The organism is Allobosea sp. NPDC003192 (assembly GCF_050275675.1).
In the GTDB taxonomy this organism is placed as follows: domain Bacteria; phylum Pseudomonadota; class Alphaproteobacteria; order Rhizobiales; family Beijerinckiaceae; genus Allobosea.
This window is the reverse complement of sequence record NZ_JBNNPK010000006.1, coordinates 133,381-157,734: the sequence shown is the minus strand read 5'-3', so window position 1 is coordinate 157,734 and position 24,354 is coordinate 133,381. Positions and strand designations below refer to the sequence as shown.

18 protein-coding genes are annotated in these 24,354 nt (G+C 67.5%); 11 read left to right on the top strand and 7 right to left on the bottom strand.

Annotated features, from left to right (window positions below; all coding sequences use genetic code 11):
- Nucleotides 1–22 precede the first annotated feature (22 nt).
- The 6 genes from lepB to ACQKLX_RS10635 all read left to right on the top strand — a co-directional run bounded on the left by lepB (nucleotide 23) and on the right by ACQKLX_RS10635 (nucleotide 4,500).
- Nucleotides 23–787 carry a signal peptidase I gene (gene lepB, locus ACQKLX_RS10660; protein ID WP_427361555.1) on the top strand — a complete coding sequence of 255 codons (765 nt, stop codon included), beginning with the start codon at nucleotides 23–25 and terminating at the stop codon, nucleotides 785–787.
- Entirely contained in the window at nucleotides 784–1,515 is a 732-nt protein-coding gene (rnc, locus tag ACQKLX_RS10655) for a ribonuclease III (protein ID WP_427361554.1), read from the top strand. The genes lepB and rnc overlap by 4 nt, the downstream gene beginning before the upstream one ends.
- Nucleotides 1,508–2,419, top strand: a complete 912-nt coding sequence (era, locus tag ACQKLX_RS10650; RefSeq protein WP_427361553.1) for a GTPase Era — start codon at nucleotides 1,508–1,510, stop codon at nucleotides 2,417–2,419. The genes rnc and era overlap by 8 nt, the downstream gene beginning before the upstream one ends.
- 176 nt (nucleotides 2,420–2,595) lie before the next feature.
- Nucleotides 2,596–3,210: a LabA-like NYN domain-containing protein gene (locus ACQKLX_RS10645; protein ID WP_427361552.1), complete on the top strand. Its 615-nt coding sequence runs from the start codon at nucleotides 2,596–2,598 to the stop codon at nucleotides 3,208–3,210.
- A gap of 118 nt (nucleotides 3,211–3,328) precedes the next feature.
- The gene (locus ACQKLX_RS10640) at nucleotides 3,329–4,051 is read left to right on the top strand and encodes a superoxide dismutase (protein ID WP_427361551.1); all 723 of its coding nucleotides are present in this window, start codon (nucleotides 3,329–3,331) and stop codon (nucleotides 4,049–4,051) included.
- Nucleotides 4,052–4,113: 62 nt separating this feature from the next.
- Nucleotides 4,114–4,500 (top strand): nuclear transport factor 2 family protein, encoded by a 387-nt coding sequence (locus ACQKLX_RS10635; RefSeq protein WP_427361550.1) that lies wholly within the window; start codon nucleotides 4,114–4,116, stop codon nucleotides 4,498–4,500.
- A 16-nt stretch (nucleotides 4,501–4,516) separates the two neighbouring features.
- Here the strand turns inward: ACQKLX_RS10635 and smpB are convergent, their stop codons facing one another.
- Together smpB and dapA are read right to left on the bottom strand one after the other, a co-directional pair.
- Nucleotides 4,517–4,990: an SsrA-binding protein SmpB gene (gene smpB, locus ACQKLX_RS10630; RefSeq protein WP_137883819.1), complete on the bottom strand. Its 474-nt coding sequence runs from the start codon at nucleotides 4,988–4,990 to the stop codon at nucleotides 4,517–4,519.
- Between the two features lie 52 nt (nucleotides 4,991–5,042).
- On the bottom strand, nucleotides 5,043–5,936 hold the full coding sequence (gene dapA, locus ACQKLX_RS10625; protein WP_427361549.1) for a 4-hydroxy-tetrahydrodipicolinate synthase: 894 nt from the start codon (nucleotides 5,934–5,936) through the stop codon (nucleotides 5,043–5,045).
- A 279-nt stretch (nucleotides 5,937–6,215) separates the two neighbouring features.
- Between dapA and ACQKLX_RS10620 the strand changes: the two genes are divergently transcribed.
- The 5 genes from ACQKLX_RS10620 (at nucleotide 6,216) to ACQKLX_RS10600 (ending at nucleotide 12,517) form a co-directional block, all read left to right on the top strand.
- A complete protein-coding gene (locus ACQKLX_RS10620) occupies nucleotides 6,216–8,255 on the top strand; it encodes a lytic transglycosylase domain-containing protein (RefSeq protein WP_427361548.1) in 2,040 nt (679 codons plus the stop codon).
- Between the two features lie 356 nt (nucleotides 8,256–8,611).
- Entirely contained in the window at nucleotides 8,612–9,772 is a 1,161-nt protein-coding gene (locus ACQKLX_RS10615) for an amidohydrolase (RefSeq protein WP_427361547.1), read from the top strand.
- On the top strand, nucleotides 9,769–11,064 hold the full coding sequence (locus ACQKLX_RS10610) for an MFS transporter (protein ID WP_427361546.1): 1,296 nt from the start codon (nucleotides 9,769–9,771) through the stop codon (nucleotides 11,062–11,064). Before ACQKLX_RS10615 ends, ACQKLX_RS10610 begins: the two co-directional genes overlap by 4 nt.
- Before the next feature lie 110 nt (nucleotides 11,065–11,174).
- A complete protein-coding gene (locus tag ACQKLX_RS10605; RefSeq protein ID WP_427361545.1) occupies nucleotides 11,175–11,546 on the top strand; it encodes a MarR family winged helix-turn-helix transcriptional regulator in 372 nt (123 codons plus the stop codon).
- Between the two features lie 83 nt (nucleotides 11,547–11,629).
- Complete coding sequence (locus ACQKLX_RS10600) at nucleotides 11,630–12,517, top strand: alpha/beta fold hydrolase (RefSeq protein WP_427361544.1); 888 nt, start codon at nucleotides 11,630–11,632, stop codon at nucleotides 12,515–12,517.
- A 5-nt stretch (nucleotides 12,518–12,522) separates the two neighbouring features.
- Here the strand turns inward: ACQKLX_RS10600 and ACQKLX_RS10595 are convergent, their stop codons facing one another.
- The 5 genes from ACQKLX_RS10595 to ACQKLX_RS10575 all read right to left on the bottom strand — a co-directional run bounded on the left by ACQKLX_RS10595 (nucleotide 12,523) and on the right by ACQKLX_RS10575 (nucleotide 24,250).
- The gene (locus ACQKLX_RS10595; RefSeq protein ID WP_427361543.1) at nucleotides 12,523–13,533 is read right to left on the bottom strand and encodes a hypothetical protein; all 1,011 of its coding nucleotides are present in this window, start codon (nucleotides 13,531–13,533) and stop codon (nucleotides 12,523–12,525) included.
- 9 nt (nucleotides 13,534–13,542) lie between these two features.
- Complete coding sequence (locus ACQKLX_RS10590; protein ID WP_427361542.1) at nucleotides 13,543–15,873, bottom strand: OmpA family protein; 2,331 nt, start codon at nucleotides 15,871–15,873, stop codon at nucleotides 13,543–13,545.
- Between the two features lie 211 nt (nucleotides 15,874–16,084).
- Entirely contained in the window at nucleotides 16,085–17,524 is a 1,440-nt protein-coding gene (locus tag ACQKLX_RS10585; RefSeq protein ID WP_427361541.1) for a porin, read from the bottom strand.
- Nucleotides 17,525–17,912: 388 nt separating this feature from the next.
- Complete coding sequence (locus tag ACQKLX_RS10580) at nucleotides 17,913–22,235, bottom strand: translocation/assembly module TamB domain-containing protein (protein WP_427361540.1); 4,323 nt, start codon at nucleotides 22,233–22,235, stop codon at nucleotides 17,913–17,915.
- Nucleotides 22,235–24,250 (bottom strand): autotransporter assembly complex protein TamA, encoded by a 2,016-nt coding sequence (locus ACQKLX_RS10575; RefSeq protein ID WP_427361539.1) that lies wholly within the window; start codon nucleotides 24,248–24,250, stop codon nucleotides 22,235–22,237. The genes ACQKLX_RS10580 and ACQKLX_RS10575 overlap by 1 nt, the downstream gene beginning before the upstream one ends.
- Nucleotides 24,251–24,354 lie beyond the last annotated feature (104 nt).

Below are 24,354 nucleotides of genomic sequence, written 5' to 3'. Positions count from 1 at the left end.
ACGCAGCCAGCAGGAGCCCCGCGTGGCGAACGACGCCGAGATCAAGAGCAAGACCAAGGACGAAGGCGGCATCCTCGAGACGATCAAGGTCGTCGTCCAGGCGCTGCTGATCGCCCTCGTGATCCGCACCCTGCTGTTCCAACCCTTCAACATCCCATCAGGCTCGCTGATCCCGACGCTGCTGATCGGCGACTATCTGTTCGTCTCGAAATACACCTACGGCTATTCGAAGCATTCGATGCCGTTCAGCCCGCCTCTGTTCCAGGGCCGGATCTGGGCAGCCGAGCCGAAGCGCGGCGACATCGCCGTGTTCAAGCTGCCGAGCGACAATTCGACCGACTACATCAAGCGCGTCATCGGCCTGCCGGGCGACCGGATCCAGATGATCGACGGCGTGCTGCACATCAACAACCAGCCGGTGAAGCGCGAACGGATCGCCGATTTCGTCACCACCGACGCCTGGGGCCGCGCCGCGAACGCGATCCAGTATCGCGAGACCCTGCCGAACGGGGTCAGTCACCAGATCATCGAGCGCGAAGGCGATACCGGCACCTTCGACAATACCCCGGTCTTCACGGTGCCGGCCGGCCATTTCTTCATGATGGGCGACAATCGCGACAACTCGCTCGATTCGCGCGACCGCAGCGTCGGCTATGTGCCGTTCGAGAACTTCGTCGGCCGCGCCGAGATCATCTTCTTCTCGATCGACGAGGGCGCGTCGGCCTGGCGCATCTGGGAATGGCCCTGGACGGTGCGCTGGAACCGCATGTTCTCGACGATCAAGTGAGCAAGCCCACCGATAGCGGCCGCAAGCTGCCCGAGCTCTCGCGGCTAGAGGATAAGCTCGGCCACCGCTTCCGCGACCGCACCCTGCTGGAGACGGCGCTCACCCATATGAGCGCCGATCCGCGCCGGCTCGCGAGCTATCAGCGGCTCGAGTTCCTGGGCGACCGCGTGCTCGGCCTCTCCGTCGCCGACATGCTGTTCACCACCTATCCGCAAGCCGAGGAAGGCGACATGTCGCGCCGCCTCGCCGACCTCGTGCGCAAGGAGACCTGCGCCGCAGTGGCGAGCGCCTGGGATGTCGGCCCGCATTTGCGGCTCGGCGAAGGTGAAATTCTCTCGGGCGCTCGCAAGAACAAGGCTATCCTGGCGGACGCCTGCGAGGCGGTCATCGGCGCGGTCTTCATCGACGGCGGCTATGAGGCGGCTCGGAGGTTGGTCGAAGCCGGCTTCGGCGAGCGGCTGCTGACGCCGGTGACGCCGCTGCGCGACGCCAAGACCGCCCTGCAGGAATGGGCGCAGGGCCAGGGCCATCCAACGCCGACCTATGCCGAGCGCGGCCGCTCCGGCCCGGATCATGCGCCGATCTTCCGGATCGCGGTGCGGATCGGCTCATTGGTGGAAGCGGAGGCGGAAGGGCGCTCGAAGCGGCTGGCCGAACAGGCGGCTGCCGAAGCCTTCCTGCGCCGGCAGGGATTGTGGAACGAAGGGGCGGAGGCGGACCATGGCTGAGAACGACCAGCAAACCCGCTGCGGCTTCGTCGCGCTGATCGGCGCGCCCAACGCCGGCAAGTCGACTCTGCTGAACCAGCTCGTCGGCGCCAAGATCTCGATCGTCTCGCGCAAGGTCCAGACGACGCGGACCCAGGTGCGCGGCATCGCCCTGTCCGGCCCGACGCAGATCATCTTCGTCGACACGCCCGGCATCTTCGCGCCCAAGCGCCGGCTCGACCGCGCCATGGTGACGAGCGCCTGGGGCGGAGCGACCGATGCGGACCTGATCGGCGTGCTGATCGATGTCGGCCGCTTCGACCATGAGGAGAACACCGCGCTGCTGGAAAAGCTCGCGGAGCTCAGGCAGCCGAAATTCCTGATCCTCAACAAGATCGACACGATCCCGAAGGAGAAGCTGCTCGCCATCACCGCGGCGGTGAACGAACAGGCCAAGTTCGAAGCGACCTTCATGGTCGCGGCGCTGACCGGCTATGGCGTCAAGGACATATTGAGCTGGCTGGAGAACCGGCTGAAGCCCGGTCCCTGGCTCTACCCGGAAGACCAGATCTCGGACGCGCCGCTGCGCTTCCTCGCGGCCGAGATCACCCGCGAGAAGATCTTCGAGCGATTGCACGACGAACTACCCTATCGCTCGACGGTCGAGACCGAGAGCTGGCAGCAGCGCCCCGACGGCTCGGTCCGGATCGAGCAAACGATCTATGTCGAGCGCGAAGGCCAGCGGAAGATCGTGCTCGGCGAAGGCGGCCAGACGATCAAGGCGATCGGCCAGAAGGCGCGCGTCGAGATCGCCGAAGCGGCCGAGGCGAAGGTGCATCTCTTCCTCTTCGTCAAGGTCCGCGAAAACTGGAGTGACGACCCGGAGCGTTATCGCGAGATGGGCCTGGACTTTCCCAAAAGCTGAACATTTACGTGCCCGCACGCGTAAATGGCAAAATGCAATCACAATCTTGCGCGGTACGTCGCCTTCACCACATAAACACCGAAGGAGCGCTCGATTTGGAGCGCCAGCCTGACATTATTCAACCTTGATCCGTGCCGATTCCTATTGATCGACCGATTTAAGCCAGGAGCCATTACATGGCAGGTGAACCGCGCATCGCGCTCTTCATCGACGGAGCCAATCTCTATGCGACGTCGAAGCAACTCGGCTTCGACATGGACTACCGACGACTGCTCAAGGAATTCCAGGGCCGCGGCAATCTGATCCGAGCCTTCTACTTCACGACGCTGGTGGAAAGCGAAGAATACACTTCGATCAGGCCGCTGGTCGATTGGCTCGACTATAACGGCTACCGGGTCATCACCAAGGCGGCGAAGGAATTCACCGACGCGACCGGCCGCCGCCGCGTCAAGGGCAATATGGACATCGAGCTCGCCATCGAGATGCTCGAGCTCGCCCCCCATCTCGACCACATCTACCTGTTCTCCGGCGACGGCGATTTCCGCCCGCTGGTCGAGGCGGTGCAGCGCAAGGGCGTCAAGGTCTCGGTGGTTTCGACCATCAACACCAACCCGCCTATGGTCGCCGACGATCTGCGCCGGCAATGCGACGAATTCGTCGAGCTCGCCAGCCTGATGCAGAAGGTCGGGCGCGATCCGGCCGAGCGCGCGGCGCGGGCGCCCGGGCAAGCCAATCCGGGACTGGAGCGCCGCTACGGCATCCGCCAGGGCGACGAGCCGCCCGAAGGCTGAACTTGCCCTGCCTTACCGCGTTGTCGCTGGAGGAGCAGCGGCGTTGAGCCGCGGGCACTTGACCGCGACCGCGGCTCGCGCAAGCTCTGTTTCCGCAACGACACCCGGAGGGCACGCCTTGGAACGCCGCAGCTTTCTCACCGGCCTCGCGGCCGGTTCCGCCTTCGTGATTGCCCGCCCGGCTTTGGTCCTGGCGCAGGCGGCGCCGGCTCTGGCTGCGCCGCCGCCAGTCTTCACGCTGCCGAAGCTGGCTTACGCCTATGAGGCGCTCGAGCCGGTCATCGACGCGCAGACCATGCGCATCCACCATTCGCTGCACCATCAGGCTTATGTGAATGGCGCCAACGCCGCTGCCGGCCAATGGGAAGCGTTGCGGACGACGCCGATCGAGACGGTGCTCGCCGATCTCAGCGCCGCCCCCGACAATGTCCGCACCGCGGTGCGCAACAATGTCGGCGGCCACTGGAATCACAGCTTCTTCTGGGAGCTGATGACGCCCGGCGGAGCACAGCAGCCTGGCGCAGAACTCAAGAGCGCGATCGACGGCGCCTTCGGCTCGGTGCTGGAGCTGGTGCAGAAGGTCAACCAGGCCGGCGCGACGCGCTTCGGCTCGGGTTGGGCCTGGCTCGTCGTCGACAAGGACAAGAAGCTCGCCATCATCTCGACCGCCAACCAGGACACGCCGCTGGAGCTCGGCGCCAAGGCGGTTCTCGGCATCGATGTCTGGGAGCATGCCTATTACCTGAAGTACCAGAATCGCCGGCCGGAATATCTCGCCGCCTGGTGGAAGACGGTGAACTGGGACAAGGCGAACGAAAACTTCAAGAAGGCGATGGGCTGACGCTACGGAACTTGCCTCTCACTTTCCCGTTACAGTTGTGATGGGGATGTGAGGGGCAGCCTATGCCGGACGATGCCAGCGATATCGCGCGCGCCTGCTATCAGGCCTATGTCGACAAGGATCGAGCGACGATCGAAGCGTTGCTCGATGCCGACTTCCATTTCAGCAGCCCGCTCGACAATCGGCTCGACCGCGGCGCCTATTTCGAGCGCTGCTGGCCGAACAGCGCTCGCATCCGTGCCTGCACGATCAAGCGCATCGTGCCGATCGGCGAGACGGTCTTTGTCACCTATGAAGGCGAGGCTGTCAGCGGCAAGAGCTTCCGCAACACCGAGGTCATGACGATCCGGGACGGCAAGATCGTCGAGGTCGAGGTCTATTTCGGCTGGTCTCTGCCTCATCCGGCGCCGGAGGGAGGCTTCGTCGAGCCCAACGAACTAGCGGGCTAGGCCAGCTTTCGGTGTTCTAGCCGCCCGTCTTCAGGATTCGCGCCTTGTCGCGGTTCCAGTCGCGGGTCTTCTCGGTCTCGCGCTTGTCGTGCAGCTTCTTGCCCTTGCCGAGGCCGAGCTCGACCTTCGCCCGCCCCTTGTCGTTGAAATAGACCTTGAGCGGGATGACCGTGAAACCCTCGCGCTGGATCGCGCCCATCAGCTTGTTGATCTGGCGGCGATGCAGCAGCAGCTTCCGCGGCCGGCGGACATCATGGTTGAAGCGGTTGGCTTCGAGATATTCCGGGATATGGGCGTTGAACAGGAAGAGCTCGTTGCCCATCGGCCCGGCATAGCTCTCGCCGATCGTCGCCTTGCCGCCGCGCAGCGACTTGATCTCGGTGCCCTGCAGGGCGATGCCGGCTTCCAGGGTCTCGGTGATGGCATAGCTGTAGCGCGCCTTGCGGTTGTCGGCCGCAAGCTTGTAGCGCTCTGGATCAGGCTTACTCATCGAAACACTCCGGCAACCGGCGCTCGCAAAGTGGCGGCACCGATCACCTCACTTAAGCATTCAGCAGCCCGGCGTGAACCATGGCGCTGCGGATGACTTCGCCGGTCGCCGGCGTGACCGGCAGCAACGGCAGGCGGACCTCTTCCTCGATCCGGCCGAGGCGCTTCAAACCGTGCTTGGCGCCGGCGAGACCGGGCTCCTTGAAGATGGCGTCGTGCAGCGGCACCAACCGGTCCTGGATCTTCAGGGCGCCGGCATAGTCGCCCTTGAGGGCGCAGGTCATCAGATCGGCACAGAGCTTGGGTGCGACATTGGCGACGACCGAGATGCAGCCATGGCCGCCGGCGGCCATATAGGCCAGCGCGGTCATGTCCTCTCCCGAGAGCTGGATGAAGTCGGGGCCGAGCACATGGCGCTGCTGCGAGACGCGGGCGAGATTGGCGGTCGCGTCCTTCACACCGGCGATGTTCTTCAGCTCATAGAGCCGCGCCATCGTCTCCACCGACATGTCGATCACCGAGCGTGGCGGGATGTTGTAGATGATGATCGGGATGCCGATCGCATCGTTCACCGCCTTGAAGTGCTGATACATGCCTTCCTGGGTCGGCTTGTTGTAATAGGGCGTGACCACCAGCACGGCATGCGCACCAGCCTTCTCGGCATGCTTCGCCAGCGAGATCGCCTCGGTGGTATTGTTCGAGCCGGCGCCGGCGATGACCGGCACCCTGCCCTTGGCCTGGTCGATGACGATCTCGGTAACGCGGCCATGCTCGTCATGGCTCAGCGTCGGGCTCTCGCCGGTGGTGCCGACCGGGACCAGCGCGGTCGAGCCGCTCTCGATCTGCCAGTCGACCAGCGCGCGCAACGTCGCCTCGTCGATCTTGCCGCCCTTGAACGGCGTCACCAGCGCGGGCATCGAACCGGTGAGTGGCGCATGCTTGGTCATGGACGGTCCTGAAAACGACAAAGTTGGGCGTGAAAGGGGCGACAGACATAGCCTTTCAGCCGCAGTCCGCAAAGCCGGCAACCCATCAAAAATCGTGGCGGCATGGTTAGGACTTCATAAAGCTCCATCCTGGAGCATGGCCTTCTGCTACCGATCCGGCTTGCTTGGGGGGATCCCTTGATGGCGCTATCGCCGGGCCGACGGTTCTTCGGAGCCGGCCTGACGCTTATTCTGGTGACTGCCGGACCCTGCTCTGCGGGCCCCGATGGCTCGCATCCATTGCAGATCGAGCGCCTGGCGAGGGTCGATACGGGCGCCGACACCGGGCCTGCGAGCGTCGATGTCGGCGTCACCGCTTCGCTCGCCCCGCAGACCGAGCCGCCAGCATCGCCCGTGCCGCCGGCCGAGATCGCCCGGCCGGAAGAGCGCATCGACCTAGAGCCGCTGAAGAAAGTGGTCGCGGCCTATCGTGCCGGCAAGCTCGAGGAAGGCGACGCCATCGCCCGCCGCATCGACGACAAGGCGGTGCGCGGCATGCTCGAATGGGTCGCACTGCGCAGTCTGTCCAATGTGGTGAGCTTCGAGCGCATCGCCGAATTCCTGGACGAGTTCCCGAACTATCCCGGCACGACGCCGTTCCGCCGCCGCGCCGAGGCGGCGCTGGTCAACGACCGGCGTAGCCCTGAAACTGTCCGGGCCTTCTTCCATGGCCGCGAGCCGATCAGCCCGGCCGGGCGCATCGCACTCGCACGCGCTCTCGCCGCCGAGGGCAAGAAGGACGAGGCACTGGCGCTCGTGCGCCGGGCCTGGCTCAAGGACCATCTCGGCGCCGGGCTCGAAAAGATCGTGCTCGACAATTTCGGCGACAAGCTGACCACTGCGGATCATCGCCTGCGCACCGAGCGCTATCTCTTCGGCGGGAAGAGCGAGGAGGCGCTGCGCAATGCCGCCCGCGTCTCGCAGGACTATGTCGCCCTGGCCAAGGTCCGGCTCGCCAGCGCCAGGGCCAAGGGGCCGATCGCGCAGAAGCAGATCGACGCCGTCCCGGCAGCCTTGAAGAAGGACATCTCCTTCGCCTTCCTGCAGGCGCAGCAGGCGCGCCGCTCCGGCAAGCCGACAGACGCCGCGAAAGCGATCGCCGAGGTGCCGCGCGACCCGGCTTTGCTCGGCGATGGCGATGGCTGGTGGGAGGAGCGCCGGCTGATCGCCCGCAAGCTGCTCGACGAGGGCGACGCCAAGGGTGCCTATGCGGTCGCCGCCGGCCATGGCGCCGAGGATACGGCCGAGCGTATCGACGCCGAATGGCATGCCGGCTGGATCGCGCTGCGTTTCGAGAAGGATGCCGAGCGAGCGGCGAAGCACTTCGCCGAAGCCGCCAAGATCGCGGAGACGCCGATCTCGGTGGCCCGCGCCACCTATTGGCAGGGCCGCGCCGCCGACGCACTGAACAAGAGCGACGAGGCAAAGACCTTCTACGCCCGAGCCGCCGAGCACCCGGTCGCCTATTACGGCCAGCTCGCCCGCGCCCGGCTCGGCCTGACCGACCTGCCGGTGCGACGCACCATGGCGGCGCCCCTGGCGCATCTGCCCGGCTTCAAGGCCGCCAAGCTGCTCTATGCGATCGAGGCGCCCGATCTCGCCGGGCAATTGCTGGTCGACCTGTCGCAGCGCCTGCACGACGCCGCCTCGCTCGAAGCCATCGCCGACATCTCTCGTCAGCGCGGCGACGCCAAGACCCTGCTGACCATCGGCAAGATCGCGCTGCAGCGTGGCTTCCCGCTCGACGAGGCCGCCTTCCCGACCTTCGGCGTCCCGGACTTCCCGTCGGTCGGCGATCCGATGGAGCGCGCCATCGTCCATGCCATTGCCCGCCAGGAGAGCGCCTTCGACCCGGCCGCGGTCTCGCATGCCGGCGCACTCGGGCTGATGCAGATGATGCCGGCGACGGCGCGCGAGACGGCGCGACGGGCGCAATTTCCCTTCGAGCTCGACAAGCTGACCAAGGACCCGCTCTATTCGGCGAAGATGGGCGCGGCCCATCTCAACGACCTGCTCGGCGACTGGCGCGGCTCCTATATCCTGACCTTCGCCGCCTATAATGCCGGCTCCGGCAATGTGAAGAAGTGGATCACCGCCTATGGCGATCCCCGCACGCCCGAGGTCGACGCGGTCGACTGGGTCGAGCGCATCTCCTTCACCGAGACGCGCAATTACGTCCAGCGGGTGATGGAGAACCTGCAGGTCTACCGCCAGCGCCTCAACCAGCGCACCGCCTATATGATCGACTACGATCTTAAACGGGGTGGCAAGCGGGATTGAGGGGCTCTCTCCCGCCCCTCTCTTTTTAGCGACAGGCCGATTGCCTTGGCTCCTCCCTTCCCCCTTGCGGGGAAGGGTATGGGGATTGGGGGGCGAACGGCTGGGTGCAAGGCCGATCTGTACGGGCGGATTTACCCAATAGGCCGGGTAGAGCTCTGACTTTCCGCCCCCCGCCCCTGCCCCTCCCCGCAAGGGGGAGGGGTTTCCCGCGCCGGTCCCATCGCACTCCGCCTACTGAACCGCACCTTGCGCTTGGCTGCGCCACGGCCCTCCTCCCCCCAATGATCATTCCTGCCATTTGCAATATTTGAAATTTTCAAGTATCTGATCCCACAATCACAAAGGGGGGAAACCAGATGCTGCCGGACATTGCCGCGCACACGCCGACTTTGCAGGCCTGGCGCCGCGACCTTCACGCCCATCCCGAAACCGCCTTCGAGGAAGTCAGGACCTCGGCCTTCGTGGCGGAGACGCTGGCCTCGTTCGGCGTCACCGTACATCGCGGCCTCGGCGGCACCGGCCTCGTCGGCGTGATCGAAGGCGCAGCGCCCGGCCCGACCATCGGCCTGCGCGCCGACATGGACGCCTTGCCGATGACCGAGGAAACCGGGGCCGACTACCGCTCGACTGCGCCCGGCCGCTTCCATGGCTGCGGCCATGACGGCCACACGGTGATGCTGCTCGGCGCCGCCCGGCACCTTGCCGCCAACCCGCCGAAGCGCGGCAAGGTCCATCTGATCTTCCAGCCGGCCGAAGAGGTCGGACTCGGCGCCAAGCGCATGATCGAGGACGGGCTGTTCGAGCGCTTCCCCTGCTCGGAGGTCTACGCCCTCCACACCATTCCGCTCTATGCCGAGGGCACGGCGGCGGTCCGGCCCGGCCCGACGCTCGCCGGCATCGCCGCCTTCGAGATCAGGATCGATGGCGTCGGCGGCCATGGCGCGGCGCCGCACACCACGATCGACCCGCTGCAGGTCGCAGCACGGCTCGCGACCGAGATCTCCTCGATCGTCGGCCGCCATGTCGATCCCCTCGCGCCGGCGGTGATCAGCCTGGGACGGCTCACAGCCGGCACCGCGCCGAACATCATCCCGGCCTCGGCCGAGCTTTCCGGCACGATCCGGACCTATGACCCGGCGGTCGAGGCGCTGATCCTGAAAAAGCTCGACGCGATCTGCCAGGGCTTCGCGACGATGTCCGGCTGCACCATCGCCTGCACGCAAGCCGCCAGCTGCCTGCCCTGCGTCAACGATCCGTGCGCTGCAGCAGCCGCGGCTACCGCCGCAGGCGAGGTGCTCGGCACGGGCAATGTCCAGACCGACATGAAGCCCCTGCCCTTCTCCGACGATTTCGCGCTGATGCTCGACCAGTGGCCGGGTGCCTACATCTTCCTCGGCCAGCCCGGGGCGATGTGTCACCACCCGACCTTCGATTTCGATGACCGCCTGCTGCCTATCGGCGCCAGCATCCTCGCCCGCATCGCCACACGCCAGACTATGGAAGGGGCCAGCGCATGACTGCCGCCGCGATCGCCTCCGACCAGCCGCGCTCGGCCTCGATGGTCCGCCGCGCCGTCATCTCCTCGGTGATCGGCAATGGGCTCGAATGGTACGACTTCCTGGTCTACGGCTTCTTCTCGACCATCATCGCGCAGGTCTTCTTTCCGAGCGCCGACCCGCTGGTCTCGGCGCTGCTGACCGCGGCGACGTTCGCGATCTCCTTCCTGGTGCGGCCGGTCGGCGGCGTGCTGCTCTCGACCTATGCCGACCGCTTCGGGCGTAAGCCGATCCTGACGGTCATGATCCTGATCATGGGGTTCTCGACCGTACTGATCGGCCTGACGCCGAGCTATGCCACGATCGGCATCCTGGCGCCGATCCTGATCATCGTCGCGCGCATCCTGCAGGGCATCTCGGTCGGCGCCGAATTCGCCAGCGCGACCGCCATGCTGGTCGAATACGCCCCGCCGCGGAAGAAGATGCTCTATGGCAGCTTCCAGATGTGCTCGCAGGCGCTGGCGCTCGCGCTCGCTGCCTTCTCCGGCTATGCGCTCTCGACGCTGCTGACGCCCGAGAGCCTGCAGGACTGGGGCTGGCGCATTCCCTTCCTGCTGGGATCGCTGATCACGCCGCTAGGCTTCTATATCCGCCGCTTCGTCGATGAATCGCCGGAATACGAGAAGGACGCCGGCCCGAAGGTCAAGCAGACACCGTTCCTGACGGTGCTGGCCGAGCACCGCAGCGCCCTGTTGCGGAGCTGCGCCATCATGATCCCCGGCACCGCCTCGAACTATGTCTGGTTCATCTTCCTGCCGGGCTATGTCGTGCGGCAACTGAAGCTGCCCTTCACCAGCGCCATGCTGAGCTCGCTGATCGGCGGCATCCTGCTCTTCATCTTCGTGCCGATCATGGGCCAGCTCGCCGATCGCTGGTCGCCGCGCCGCGTCTGGCTCTGCGGCATGCTCGCCTTCGCGCTGCTCTCCTATCCGCTGCTCTCCTATGTCGTGGCGGTGCCGAGCTTCGAGCGGCTGCTGATCGTGCAGGCGATCTGCGCCCTGCCGATCGCCGCGATCTGGGCGCCGACGCCGGGGCTCCTGGCCGGGATGTTCCCGACCACTGTCCGCTCGACCGGCATGTCGATCGCCTACAACATGGTGGTGCTGCTGTTCGGCGGGCTCGCGCCGTTCACCCTGACCTGGCTGGTGGCAAAGACGGGCTCAGACCTCGTGCCGTCCTATTACCTTCTCGCCTGCACCGCCCTGGCGCTGATCGCGCACTGGCAGGCCGATCGCGGCGAGACCCGGCGTTGAGCCGGGCCTGCGATGTCGGGTAGGACAAGGGGCAGCCTGCGCGAGAAGGAGTCCCGGCCCTGCCCGAACCGTTCCTGACTTTCCGGATCGATCAGGTCAACCAGACCGCGATGGCGAGAGCCTCGCGGGTCTACAAGGACAAGCTCGGCCTGAACATTCGCGAATTGCGGGTGATCAGGACGATCGGCGACCAGCCGGGCCTGTCGTCCAAGGCGCTGTCGGAGGCGAGCTTCATCGAGCAGACGCTGGTCTCCAAGCATCTGCGCAAGCTTATCGGCGAAGGCTATATCCGCCGCGATCTCGAAAGCGCCGATGCGCGACGGGTAGCGCTGCGCCTGACGACGAAGGGCGAGACCGTCAGGCAGGAGGCCGACCGGCTGGGCGAGGTGATGGAGCGCGACTTCCTCTCCGCACTCACCGAAGAGGAGCTTGAAGTCTTCAACCGCTGCATCACCAAGCTGAAGGGCTGGGGCGCGTCTTAGCGCCCCGCCATCGGTCGGCTTTCGCGTCCGGCACGGCCATGGTTAGGTGCGCCCTGCCCGCCTTGTTGCCCTGAGTCTCCCGCATGGATTCCGATACCGGCTTTCGCTCCCTCTTCATCAGCGCCCGCGACGGGCTGAAGCTGCATGTGCGCGAGTACGGGCCGCAGGCGGCGCCCAACCTGCCGATCATCTGCCTCGCAGGGCTGGCGCGCACCTCCGCCGATTTCCATGAACTCGCACTGGCGCTGGCCGAGGACGGGCAGCGGCGGGTACTGGCGCTCGACTATCGCGGCCGCGGTCGCTCCGACTATGCCAAGGACTGGCACGACTACGACATCCGCGTCGAACTCGACGATCTCATGCAGGTCCTGGCGGCAACCGGCGTCGAGGAAGCGGTCTTCGTCGGCACATCGCGCGGCGGGCTCCTGACCATGGCGCTCGGCGCCGCACGCCCGGCGGCGATCCGCGGCGCCGTCCTCAACGATGTCGGCCCGGTGATCGACGCGCGCGGCCTGCTGCGCATCCGCGGCTATGTCGGCAAGCTGCCGACGCCCCGCAGCTTCGCCGAGGGCGCCGAAATCCTGAAGCGGCTGTCGGACCAGCAATTCCCGCTGTTCGGCGAGGCCGAATGGGAGATCATGGCGCGCCGGACCTGGACCGAGCGCAATGGCGCACTGGTGCCGGACTATGATCCGCGTCTGCTGAAGACGCTGGAGGAGCTTGATCTCGAAGCGCCCCTCCCCGAGCTCTGGCCCTATTTCGCGGCACTGAACCACATCCCCGTGCTGGCGATCCGTGGCGAGAATTCCGACCTGCTGGCCGAGAAGACGCTGGAGGAAATGGGGCAGCGCCATCCGCGCTGCGAGATATTCACCGCACCGGGCCAGGGCCATGCGCCCCTGCTCGGCAGCAAGGACATGGTCCGCCGCATCGGCAAGCTGATCGCGAAGGCCGAGAAGCAGGCGGCCTGAGCCGCTCAGCGCTTCCTCTTGCGGCGCTTCGCCTTGACGGCCCGCGAATGCTCGGTCTCGCCGCCGGCGGCGAGGATTTTCGCCTCGGCCTGCCATTGCTCGGCGATGTCGCGGCCGGGAAAGCCGGTGTGATGGGCGACGAAGCGCAGCTCGTCCGACCCCAGCGCGACGATCTGGTCGAAATGCCAGATGCCGAGGCTGTTCAGCTTCTCGGCGATCGCCGAGCCGACGCCGTCGATCAGGCCGAGATCGTCCGGTTTGCCACCGCGCGCACCCGGCAGGAGATTGCCCGGGCGCCTGCCTTCAAGTGCGGCGCCGGAGAGCGGGGCCGCAGCGATCTCGACCGTCGTCGCGGTCCGCGCCAGCGCAGCCGCCTGCACCACCCAGTCCTCGCGCTCGATGCGGCCCGGAAAGGCGAGATAGGTGCCGACCCATTCGACATTCTCAGGCGTCCAGCCGGCGATCTGGCTGAAATGCCAGATGCCGAGCGCATGCAAGCGCCCTTCATTCTGCGGCCCGATGCCCTTGATCAGCTTGAGATCATCGGCCTGTCCGCCGCGAGCGGCGGCGAAACCGACCGGGCGCTTGCCAGCGATCGCATCCTCGTTTTCGACCTTGGGCATGGGGGCCGGCTCGACCGCTCGCGCGCCGGCGGTAGCCGCCGGCACGGACGGTGACGGCAGAGCCGGCGCCGGTTGCGGCAGAGCGAGGCGCGACGCCGGCGCGGCGAGCGCAGGCAATGCCTCTCCCTCTCCGGCGAACAAGCTGCCGATCAGGCAGCCGGCGGCGTAAGCGAGCAAATAGAGCAAGGCCGTCTCGATCCAGAACGCCGCCTGGTCGTTGACCAGCCGGAACCAGACCAGCCCCGCCAGGGCGGCCCAGAGGATCGCAAGGACCATCACCGGGCCGCTGGCGAAGCCACGCGGGCCGCCTCGACCGGTCAGCCAGCCGAAAACGACGCCCATCGCAAAGGCAGCGAGAAGAAACCAGGCGAACTGGGTCGCGAGATAGAGCATCGCCGCCTCCTACTTCGCCACAGTGAACTGGACACGGCGGTTCTTCACGCGCGCCTCCGCGTCGCCATGGGCGACCAGCGGCCGCTCCGTACCATAGCCCTTGATTTCGAGCTGGGCCGGGCCGATGCCACGGCGGATCAGCTCCTCGCGGACACGCAAGGCCCGCCGGCTCGACAGGTCGAGATTGTTGAAGCCGCTGCGCTCGCCATCGAGATTGGCGTGGCCCTCGACCGTGACGCGCGAGGTCGGGCATTGCTTGAGGATGGCGGCGGCCTCGGTCATCGCCCGCTCGGTCACCGGATCGAGCGTCACCACCGCAGTGCCCTGGCCGAACATCACGTAATAGCGCTGGGTCAAGGCATCGAGCTCGTTCTGGCAATTGCTCGGCGGATCGATGACGCAGCCGGTCTGGCGCATGCCGACCTCCGCCTTGCCGGAAAAGCCCTGCGGCAGGCCGCTCGCCAGATTGGTCTCGACCTCGTCGCGGATCAGCGCGCGGCAGGTCAAGCCGCGCACATTGACCTCACGATCGATCAGGCTGGCCGAGCCGAGATCAAGCCGCAACAGGTCCTGCACCGCCCCGCGCGCAGCGACGCCGAAGCCGGTCGGCGCTGCCGGCAGGATCTCGGTCTCGTCGCTGACACGGCCGCGCAAGGGCGAAGCCTCGATCAGCGCCGCGATCGCCTCCTTGGCGGCGGCATCGGGCAGGTAACCGTTGAGATAGCCGCCGGACTTGTCGATCGAGGCGGTGAAGCCGTAGCTGTGCAAGGTCAGCGCCGGGCGGCCGGAAACGGAGAGCCCTGCCGGCAGAGTCTTCCCTCTCAGCGTCTCCTCCAGAGCTTGCCAGCCGGCCTTGTCCGCCGCCGCGCCGGTGAGGCTGAGCCCGGCCCCGGCCAGCGAGATGCTGCCTTGCGCCATCCTGCCGAGGAGGCCGAGCGCGAAGCGGGTCGCCTCGCCATAGTCGGGGCCGATGCGCGGCCCCGGCTCTATCACGGTCCGGTCGACGACCTCCCCGCCCGACAGCGCCGCACGCGCCGCTTCGAGCGCCGCCGCCTTGGCCGCGGCATCGGGGGCTGCGCCGGAGAGGACGATGCCGCTCTCGGATTTCTCCGCGCGCCATTGCAGCGGCCGCGGCGCGACAGGAGCCGGGGCTTGCGGCGCATCCGTCACAGCAGGGCTCGGCGCGCTGGGAGCCGGGTCGGCGGGCGCCGGCGTTGGAGCCGCTGGCATACTCGGCGTCGCGGGCCCGGACGAACTCGAATCGATCGATGGAGCGGGTACCGGCTCGCTCTTCGGAGCCGGTGGCCGAGGCGGCGGGCAGACGATGCTGGCAAGCGCAACCGAATCGGGACCATCGCCCTGCGCAATGTTCAGCTTCAGCATCTCGCAGGCCTCATGCTGATCCGGCCCTTGTCCGGAGATGCGATAGGCGCTGCCTTCGATCTCGGCCTTGCCGCTGCGCAAGCGAGCGAGATCGGCGATGGCGCGCGCCACCCTGGCAGCAAAGGCAACCGGCTCGCCAACGGCCGGCAGCGTCCGGTCACTCACCGCTCCGGAGGCCGGAAAGGCTCGCCCGAGCAATCCTCCGATTTCGCGGCGCACCGCATCGGAAGGATAATAGCCCGAGACCGTGACGGAGCCCGAGGCGCTCTTCTCCGCACTCCAGCGATACGGCGCCATCATCGGGGGGCTGAGCGCGCAATCGACGCGCGTGAAGCCCTTTGGAGCGATCGCGGCAGCGCTCTCGCGCAGAGCCTGGAAGCCCTGCGGCGTCGCGGCGGTTCCTTCGACGCAATAGCGGGAATCGTCGAGGGCGACCTTGCCGGTGGAGAGCTGGCCGAAATCACGTATCAGCGCGGCCACGAGCTCGGCGAAGCCGGCCGGCGCGCCGAAGGCGACCTTCTGTTGATCGTCGACCTTGAGCTGCGATCCGAGTGCCCGCGCCGCCGCCAGGGTCGCCATGGCCGTCGTCTCGTCCGGCACGAATCCGGACAGAGTCAGGACGTCACCTTGCCGTGTCGCCGACCAGCTATAGGGCTTCTGGGCGATGACCTGCGTCAATCCGCCGAGCACGCGCCGGACGCCGAATTCCGATTGAAGTTGAGCGAGCGCCTTGCTGGCGCCGTCGGCCGTGACGGCCTCGCCATCCAGGTAGACGTCGCGACCGCTGACACGGATCGCGATGCCACGCGCACCCGAGGCAGCTCCAGCCACCGCGCTCGCCGCGAGCGCCCTGGCTTCGATGTCCCGGCGCACCGGCTCGGTGTTCAGCGCATTGGCGGCCGCCCAGATCAAGGACAGCGGAACAAGCCCCCAGAGCCAACCGGCCTGCCGCGCCATGCCGAAATCCCCGCCTCGTCCCAGGGACCGCTCACGTCGAATCCCGACGCCCGCAGTCCGCTCCAATCACGCCTTATCGTGTCCCCAAGTCAAGCAAGGGGCCGCTCGACCCTTGTGAGGGTCAGACGGGGTTTCCGGCCTGCAAAGGCCGGCTGAAACGAAAGAAGCCCCGGGTTTCCCCGGGGCTTCCCTTGAACGATCCTAGGATCGATCAGAAGTCGCGCTGGATGCGGAGGCGACCAGCCCAAGCGTCGTCGGTCTTGATGCCGAAGCCAGCGACGCGGGCGCCCGCGTTGTTGACCGGCAGAACGCGCGAGGCGAGCTCGGTGCGGGTGTAGAGAACTTCCACACCGATATCGAGGCCCGAAACCGGCGACCAGATCAGGTTACCAGCAACGATCAGCTCCTTGGGATCAAGCGAGCGGATCGGAGCGCCAGCGGCGTAGACACCGGCCGGAGCGTTGTAGCCGAGCTTCAGCTCGGAGTACGAAGCGACGAGCTCCGAACGCAGGGTCGGGGTCCAGAAGTGACGCAGGGCAGCCACGATCGACCAGCCGGTCGAGTTCTTGACGTTGCCGAGCGGGGTGACGCCGACGTCGCCGATGACGAGCTGGTTCAGAGCGTTACCCGAGGCGATGCGACCCGAGCCGAACTGACCACCCCAGCCGAGGTAGCCGAGAGCGCCGTCAGCATAAGCGGCCTGCAGGAACAGGTGATCGCCAGCCGCAAGCATCGGCAGGTTGATCTTCACGCCGCCCTGGATGGCCCAGCCGTACTCGTCCGCACCGTTCTGAGCGCCGGTGGCGGCACCCTGGGTGATAACGCCGGTGACCGGGTTGACCGCGAACGCGCCAGCCGCAGCAGCGGTCGCGACGACCTTACGCTGGGTGAGAGCACCCGACAACTGAGCCGAGCCCCAGCCCTGATCGACGCGCAGCGAGGCGACGACGTCCGGGAAGTCCTGACCAGCGAGGGTGAGCGCGTTGCCGGCGAAGCGACCGAAAGCGCCGTTCTCGCGCTGGCCGGTGCCGGTGTTGCGGTCTTCGAGCGAGACCGTGGCCGAGAAGCCCGAACCGAAGGTGGCGGTGTAAGCCAACAGGTTGAGGCGCGAGTCAGCCGTACGGAACGTCGAGAAGGTCAGGTCGTTGGCGTAGAAGTCGAAGAACGACTGAGCGCGACCAGCGGTGATCGGGCCGAACTGGACGAAGGCCAGGTCGAGGTTCGAAGCAGTGCCCGGACCGGCAGCGCCGTTACGAGCCACACCCGGGGCGATGATGCCCTGGTTGCCGCCGATGGTGCCGGCGTAGAAGCCCGAGCTGACGGTCAGCTCGTAGCGGAAGAACGTACGCAGCGTGCCGTAGGCGGTCGCGGTACGGGCGTCGACGTTCAGACGACCGCGCGAGCGGGTGCCGTAGGCGTCCTGGCCGTTGCCGTAGCGGGTGCCGACCGTGTACTCAGCACGGACACGACCACCGACGCGCAGGCAGGTGTCGGTGCCCGGGATGTAGAAGAAGCCCGCGCCATAAGCGGAGCAAACGCGAACGTACTCGACCGGAGCGGCCTTCCGCGAAGGAAGGTCGGCGGCCTGAGCCCCGGCAACCGCGGCGATGCCGGCGGCGGAACCGAGGAGGAGGCTCTTAACGAGCTTCATTTGATTACCTCCAAAAGAGTTTCGAGACCCTCGGGCGTCGGCGCATTCCAGTCCGGTGGCCCCAGGAGACCTGTCCGGCGAAACCCGCTTATCCCGGTCTTTCGCCCGCGTCCCCGAACCGTTCGGAGGCGAAGACGAAAAACAGCGACCGGGAACGTCCCGCCGCACAGTCACCATTACGAATGCCCGGCCCGCGATCAACCACGATCACGCCACAGTCCCCGCCACAGACCCGCTTTGCCCCCCGGTGTTGCAGCCGGGCCACGCTTTGAACGCCGAACTTAAGAGAGCGTTAACCGAACCGGGTGGTTTGCGGGCATTCAGAGCCATCGACCGGTCAGCTCGGCTGCGAATCTGTGACGCTTTCTTCGCCGACTGAGTCGGGACGTCAGTATTCCCACTCGGCCCCGACGCCGACCGCAGCACTGCCGTCGGCATTGGCATCAGCCTGGAGCTTCAGGCGGCGCGTCAGGTCGATTCCGACAGAGACGCCGCTATCCTCGGGCTTGGCTCCAGCCTTCACCCCGAGGGTGACATTGTCGGAGATCGCGCGCGAGACACCGACCGTCGGCCCGCCCGGGCCCATCTGCACATCGAGGTTATCGACGCCGAGCGAGCGGCGGATGCGCTCGAAGACGTCATCGCCGCCTGCGCCGGAGAACTGCGCCGCGGTCTGGGCGAGCTGCAGCGCCTGGAAGGGCGAGAGCGAGCCCGAGGCGCGGGCGAAGAGCAGACGCGAGAGCACCTCGTCCGGCGGCAGCTCGGGCGAGGAGGTGAAGGTGAACTCGGGCGCCGAGGCCTCGCCGGAGATGATGATCCGCGCAGTGACGTCGGCGGCGCGGGTCTCGGCGACGAAATCGAGCGTCGGCATGACGTCGCCGGAGAAGGTGACGCGACCTTTGCTGAAATCGAGACGCTGGCTGGCGAGGCTGAGCCGCCCGCGCCTGAGATCGAAGCCGCCAGTCAGGGCCGGAGCGCCGGAGGTGCCACCGACGCGCAGATCACCGCCGAGCTCGGCATCGATGCCGCGGCCGCGGATGAAGACGCGTCCCGGCGCCGAGACGACGATGTCGAGCACCGCGTCGAAAGCCGGCGCGCGAGCGCCCTTGCGGCTGGCGACGGCGCGGGCCTTGCGCTCGGCGGCGAGGCGGGCTGCCGCCTGGCCCTTGGCATTGACGTGGCGGATGCCGTCGACCGGCCGCGAACTCGACGGCAGGCGATCGGGCACCGCGACCTCGATGGTCACGACATCGACACGCCCGGCGATGCGCGGCCGCTGCGCCAGCGGGCCGGCGAGATCGAGATTGAGATCGGTGACCGCCCGGACCAGGCCGCTGTCGACGAGCTGGGCACGCTTGCCCTCGATGCGAATCGTGCCGGGGAAGCCGGCATCCGGATCGAGCTTGACGTTGCCGCGCGCCGAGAGCGTGCCGCCGCCCGGGGTCTGCGCCGCGAAACGCTCGATGGCGATCTCGGGCCCATTGGCGGTGACGCGCGCTTCGAGCCCGGTCAGCTTCACGCCCTGAAGCGCGTCGTTGAAGCTGCCGCCGGAGAGCGTCGCGCCGCCGGAGAGGCGCGGCGCCGAAAGCGTGCCGCCGGCGCGCAGGTCGAGCACGAGCTGGCCGGTCAACCGCCGGCCATCGGCGGCGAGCTGGGTGTTGGCGAGCGCCGCATCGGCGCGGCCTTGGATCGCAAGATCGAGCGCCCCCTCACCGCCGAGTGGCGCGGTGCCCCTGGCCGTCAGGCTGACGAAGCGGCCGGCGTTGAGGCTCGCGTCGAGGCTGGTCTGGCGGCCGTTGAGCGCGCCCTGCCCGGCGATCTCGATCGGCGGCAAGCCGGCGGAACGGGTCTGCGGCGCGACGAGGCGAGCGATTCGCACCCGCCATGGACCGGTCGGCGCTTCGGGCGTGCCCTTGATCGTCGCCTCGGCATCAAGCGTGCCGGAAAGGTCAAGGGTCGGCGAAGCGAGGCGAGCAGCCGAGAGCGGCACATTCTGCGCGGCAAAGCGCAGATCGAGTGCCTTGCCGGCCTCGCCGTCGAGCGTGATCCGGCCACCGTCGAGCGCGATGGCGAGATCGCGGATTGATACGCCGCCATCGATCGCGGTGAAGCTCGCGGGCTTGGCCAGCGCGATCTTGCGGCCGTCGCGCGTCGCGGTGAAGCTGGCGAGATCAAAGCGCAAGGGATCGGCGACCGAGAGCCGGCCCTTCGAGGCAAGAGAGAAGCCGCGCGCCGTGGCGTCGAGGCTGATGTCGCTGGCATCCGCCCCGCCCTTGGAGACGAGGCGGATCGCGCTCACCGGCTCGCCGGCGACGACCGCGCGATCGACCTGGATCGTGCCGTTGATCAACGGCTTGCGCAGCGCGTCGACGATGGCGACATCGGCATCGAGCCGGTCGAGCGAAAGGCTAGGCGCGACAAGCTTCTGCGCGCTGGCCTTGAGATTCAGATTCTGGCCGCCGGTCGGGCGCGCCAGCATCACATCGGCCTCGATCCGGCCGCCGAGCTTGGCGAGCGCCAGCGCCGAGAGATCGTCGAGATTGCGGGCCGCGAGCTTGAGATTGCCCTCGGCGAGATTGGCGGCGTCGAGATCGAGCGCGCCGTTCAGGGTGACCGAGCCGATGGCGATGGCGAGCTGCGGCAGAGCCCAGCCGCCCGGATCGCGCTTGGCGAAACGCAGGCCGCCGGTCGCAGGCCGACCATCGACTTCGCCGGAGAGCTTGACGTCACCGGAGAGTGCGCCCTGCAGATCGCGCAGGACCGCCTCGAGGGCGAGACGCGGCACGGGCCGGCCGAGCGCGGTCGCATTGGTGATGCCAGCCTTCAGCGTCGCGTCGAGCTTGTCGAGCGGCCCCGTCAGCGTTGCGTCGAAAGCGCCCTGCCCCGACAGTTTCGGATCGGCGCGGCGCAGATCGGGAATGGCGATGTTGGCTTTCAGGCTCGAACCCTGCGCGCCGAGTGCACCATCCGCCGTCGCCGCGACATGGGTGCCGGCGATGCGCAGACCGTTGACGACCAGGCCACCGCTGCCGGGCACCCGAATCTCACCGCCAAGCGAGAGCTTGCCGGCGAGCAGGCGATCGAGCGCCTCCTGGCCGAGCGCGAGCGCCTCGGCGCCGCCATCGAGCTTGACGGCGTAAAGGCGCTTCTTCGGCTCAGCGTCGACATTGGCGGTGACAGCGGCCGAGCCCTTGAGCGGGCGGGCGGCCAGCGTGCTAAGCCGCGCAAGGTCAGGCAACCGCGCCTCGACCTTGCCGAGGATCCGGGCCGGATCGAGCCGGCCGACATAGCCGAGTTCGGCCCCGCCGAAGGCGAGTTTCAAGGTTTCGAACTCGCCGCCGCCGCCATCGGAGGCCGTGCCGCGCAAAGTGAAGCGCAGGCGGTCGCCGATGAAGCGCGCCAGACCGGGGTCGGCGAGTGCGACGCCTGAAGCCTCGCCATCCGAGACCAGCACGGTGCGCGTCCTCGGATCGTTGAGCGCGCCGGTCGGGGTCGCGGTGAAGGTGAAATCGAGCTTGCCGAGCTTGCCGGCCGGAACACTGGCACCTTCCGCCTGCAGGCTGGCGTTGACACGCGGCCCGGCGGCCGGTCCGCGGATCGTCGCATCGAAGGCGAGCTTGGCGATCTCGGCGCCGGAGGCGACGGTGCGGCCGCCGGCATTGGGGCGGGCGGCGGCGGTTACCTTGAAGTCGAGGTTCTTGTCGGCGCCGTAGAGGCCGTTCACATCGAGCCGGGCCAGCGCCGAGACCAGCGCCAGCTGGTCGACCGCGACGGCGCCGTCATCGGCGAAGGCGACCGTGCCATCAAGCCGGGTCGAGCCCTCGAACACCGGCGCGACCGGCGGCGGCATCAGGCCGGCGATACGCGAATCGAGCGCTAGCAGGAGCCGGCGCGCCGTCCCCTGCCGGCTGAGATCGGCGGTGCCGTTGGCGCCGATGGTCGGGCCTGCGGCGAAGGCGAGCGTCGCTCGGAACCGGTCGAGCGGGCCGTCGCCGCTGAGATCGAGCTTGACCGGCGGCCGGTCCGGCAGATCGGCGATGGTCGAGATCAGGCCGCCCGCCGGTTCGTCGAGCTTGACCGCGAGCTGGAGCTGCGTCGACTGCGGCACGAAGCGCAGGGTGACGTCGAGCGTGCCGCCCATATCGAGCCGGCGCCCGACGAGCCTGAGGTCCAGACCCTCATTGGGCGGTCCAAGACGGGCAGCGCCGGTCGCCGAAAGTCGCGCGGCGGCACCGATCACGGTCGGCCCCAGCGCCAGCTCGCCGAGCTGGAAGGCCTCGATGACCACCTTGAGCGGCAGTTCCGGCAGGATCGGTGCATTGTCGGCCGGAGGCGGAGCCCCCGGTTCGGGCACCGGCTTGCGCAGGATCTCCAGCTTGCCGATCTCGAGCCGATTGACCTCGAGCCGGCGCAGCAGCAGGGCCGAGCGGGTCCAGACCAGGCGGGCGCGGTCGAGCCGGAGCCAGGGCCCGTCGCGGTCGGAGATGACGATGTCGCGGATTGAGGCATCCGAGGAGAGCGCGCCGTCGACCGCGCCGATCGAGACCTGGCTGCCATCGGTGGAGAGCGCTTTCGAGATCAGGTCGGCCAGGACGCCGCGTTCGCCGGCATTCTGGGCGAAGCCGCCTAGGCCAGTGGCGAGGACCAACGCCACGGCGATGACCAGCGCTCCCAGGCCGGCGAGCAAGCGCGAGATTCGAAGCGCGCCCATCAGAAGGCCTGCCCGATGCTGATATAGAGCGCGACCGGCTTGTCGCCTTTGCGCGGGTTGAGCGGCGCTGCGACATCGACCCGGATCGGCCCGATCGGCGTGTAGTAGCGCAAGCCGAGGCCGGCTGCGTACTGCACCTTCTCCTTGAAGTTCGGGAATTCCGACGCGAAGGCCATACCGGCATCGAAGAAGGGCACGATGCCGATCGTGTTGGTGATCTTGATGCGGGCCTCGACCGAGGCCTCGAACAGGCTGCGTCCGCCGGTCAGCCGGAAAAACGGGCCGAGCGGCGAGAGCGTGCGATAGGCGTAGCCGCGGACCGAGCCGCCGCCGCCTGCATAGAAGCGCCGGGTCGCTGGAATCTCGTCGAGATCGGCGCCGGCGACCGAGCCCAGCCCGATCCGGCCGGCGAGCACGTAGCGGGCATCGTCATCGAGGGCGTAGTAGCCGGAGATCGAAGCCTTGCTCTGGATGAAGGGGGCGTCGTTGTCGCCGAAGGCGGCATAGGGCGTGACCGAGGCGGAGACCCTGATGCCACGGGTCGGATCGAGCTGACTGTCGGTCGAATCGTAGCGCAGCGAGAGCGGCACGCCGACGAGCATGTAGTCGACCTGGCCGAGCACGTCGCTGGTCTGGCCGCGCTCGGCCTCGATGCCGGCCTGGATCGAGAAGACGTCGCTGAAGCGATGGCGGATCGAAGTGGTGACGTTGGCATAGCGCGCCGTGTAGCCGCCGTAGCGGTTGATGCCGACACGCTCGCGCACGGCGGAGGCGTCGATCAGCAGGTCGTTGCGGCTGCCGCCGAGCGCCGGCTTCACGAAGCTCGCCGAGAAGCGACCGCCGAGATCGCTGCGCTCGAAGTCGCCGAATCTCTGGATCTTGGTGCCGTCGATGCGCGGGGCCAGGAAGACCGAAGCCTCCAGCCGCAGGCTCTCGGCGCCGCCGAACAGGTTGCGGTGCTCCCAATAGGTCTTCACCGCCGGGCCATCGATCGTCGAATAGCGGGCCGAGAAGCCGAGCAGGCGCTTGGGCCGCTCATTGACCTCGACGAAGATCGGCAGGTTGCCGGCCTTGTCGAGGCTGGTGCCCTCGCGGATGCGCACCGAGCCGACAGCGGGAATCGTCGCGATCGACTTGCGCGTATCGGTCAGCGCCTTGGGCGAATAGGGATCGCCCGGCTCCAGGTAGATGAAGGAGCGGATCACCTCGGGCGGGATGTCACCGGTCTCGGTCACCGAGACGTCGCCGAAGCCGGCCACGGGGCCGGGATCGACGAGGAGCGAGACGTCCATCGTCTTCGCGGCATGGTCGACGACGGGGCGGACCTCGACGACGCGCGCAAGTGGACGGGACTTGCCGCGCCAGTAGTCGACCAGAGCAGCCTGCGCGGCGCGGATCGAGGACGAGGTGGCCGGCGCGCCAGGCACGAGACCGGAGACCTTGCCAGGATCGGAAATCACTGCCGAAGGATCACGGCGTCCGCTCGGCGCGATGTCGACATTGCGCAGCGAGAAGAGCGGGCCGGGATCGACCGTGACCACGACCGGCGCCGGCGCACGGTTACGATAGCGATCGGCCGCGCGGGCGAGGCCCGGCGGCGGCTCGCCCGCCTGCGTCACCGCGACACCATCGACTGCGATCGCGACCTGAGCGTTGAAATAGCCCTGAGCCCAGAGCGCATCGATCAGCGGGTTGATGTCGGCGGCGGCGCGGCGGGCCAGGGTCTCGCCGTCGGGCGGCGCATCCTCGCGCAGGCGATAGAGTAGCGAGGCGTCCTGCAGGCTGCGCTTCAGTGCGCTGGCATCGGGGACATCGCCGAGCTCGAACTTCAATTCATAGGGCAGCGTCGTCGCGCTGACCGGCGGCGGCTTGTCCTTGCTGCCGAAGAGATTGAAGACGTCGAGCGATGACAGGTCGAAGGCGCGCGCCGGCGAAACCTCACCGGCAAGCATCGCCGCGAAAGCAACCAAGCCTCCGCCGGCAATGCCGATCCTGCCCCTTCGCCATGACCGCATCAAACCTCCAACGCAACCCAACTAGGACGCAGCGAATGCGTTGATTTTGTGATCGCGCCTCCAGTTGATCACAATTCGACGCTCGGGATTAGCGCACCATCAAT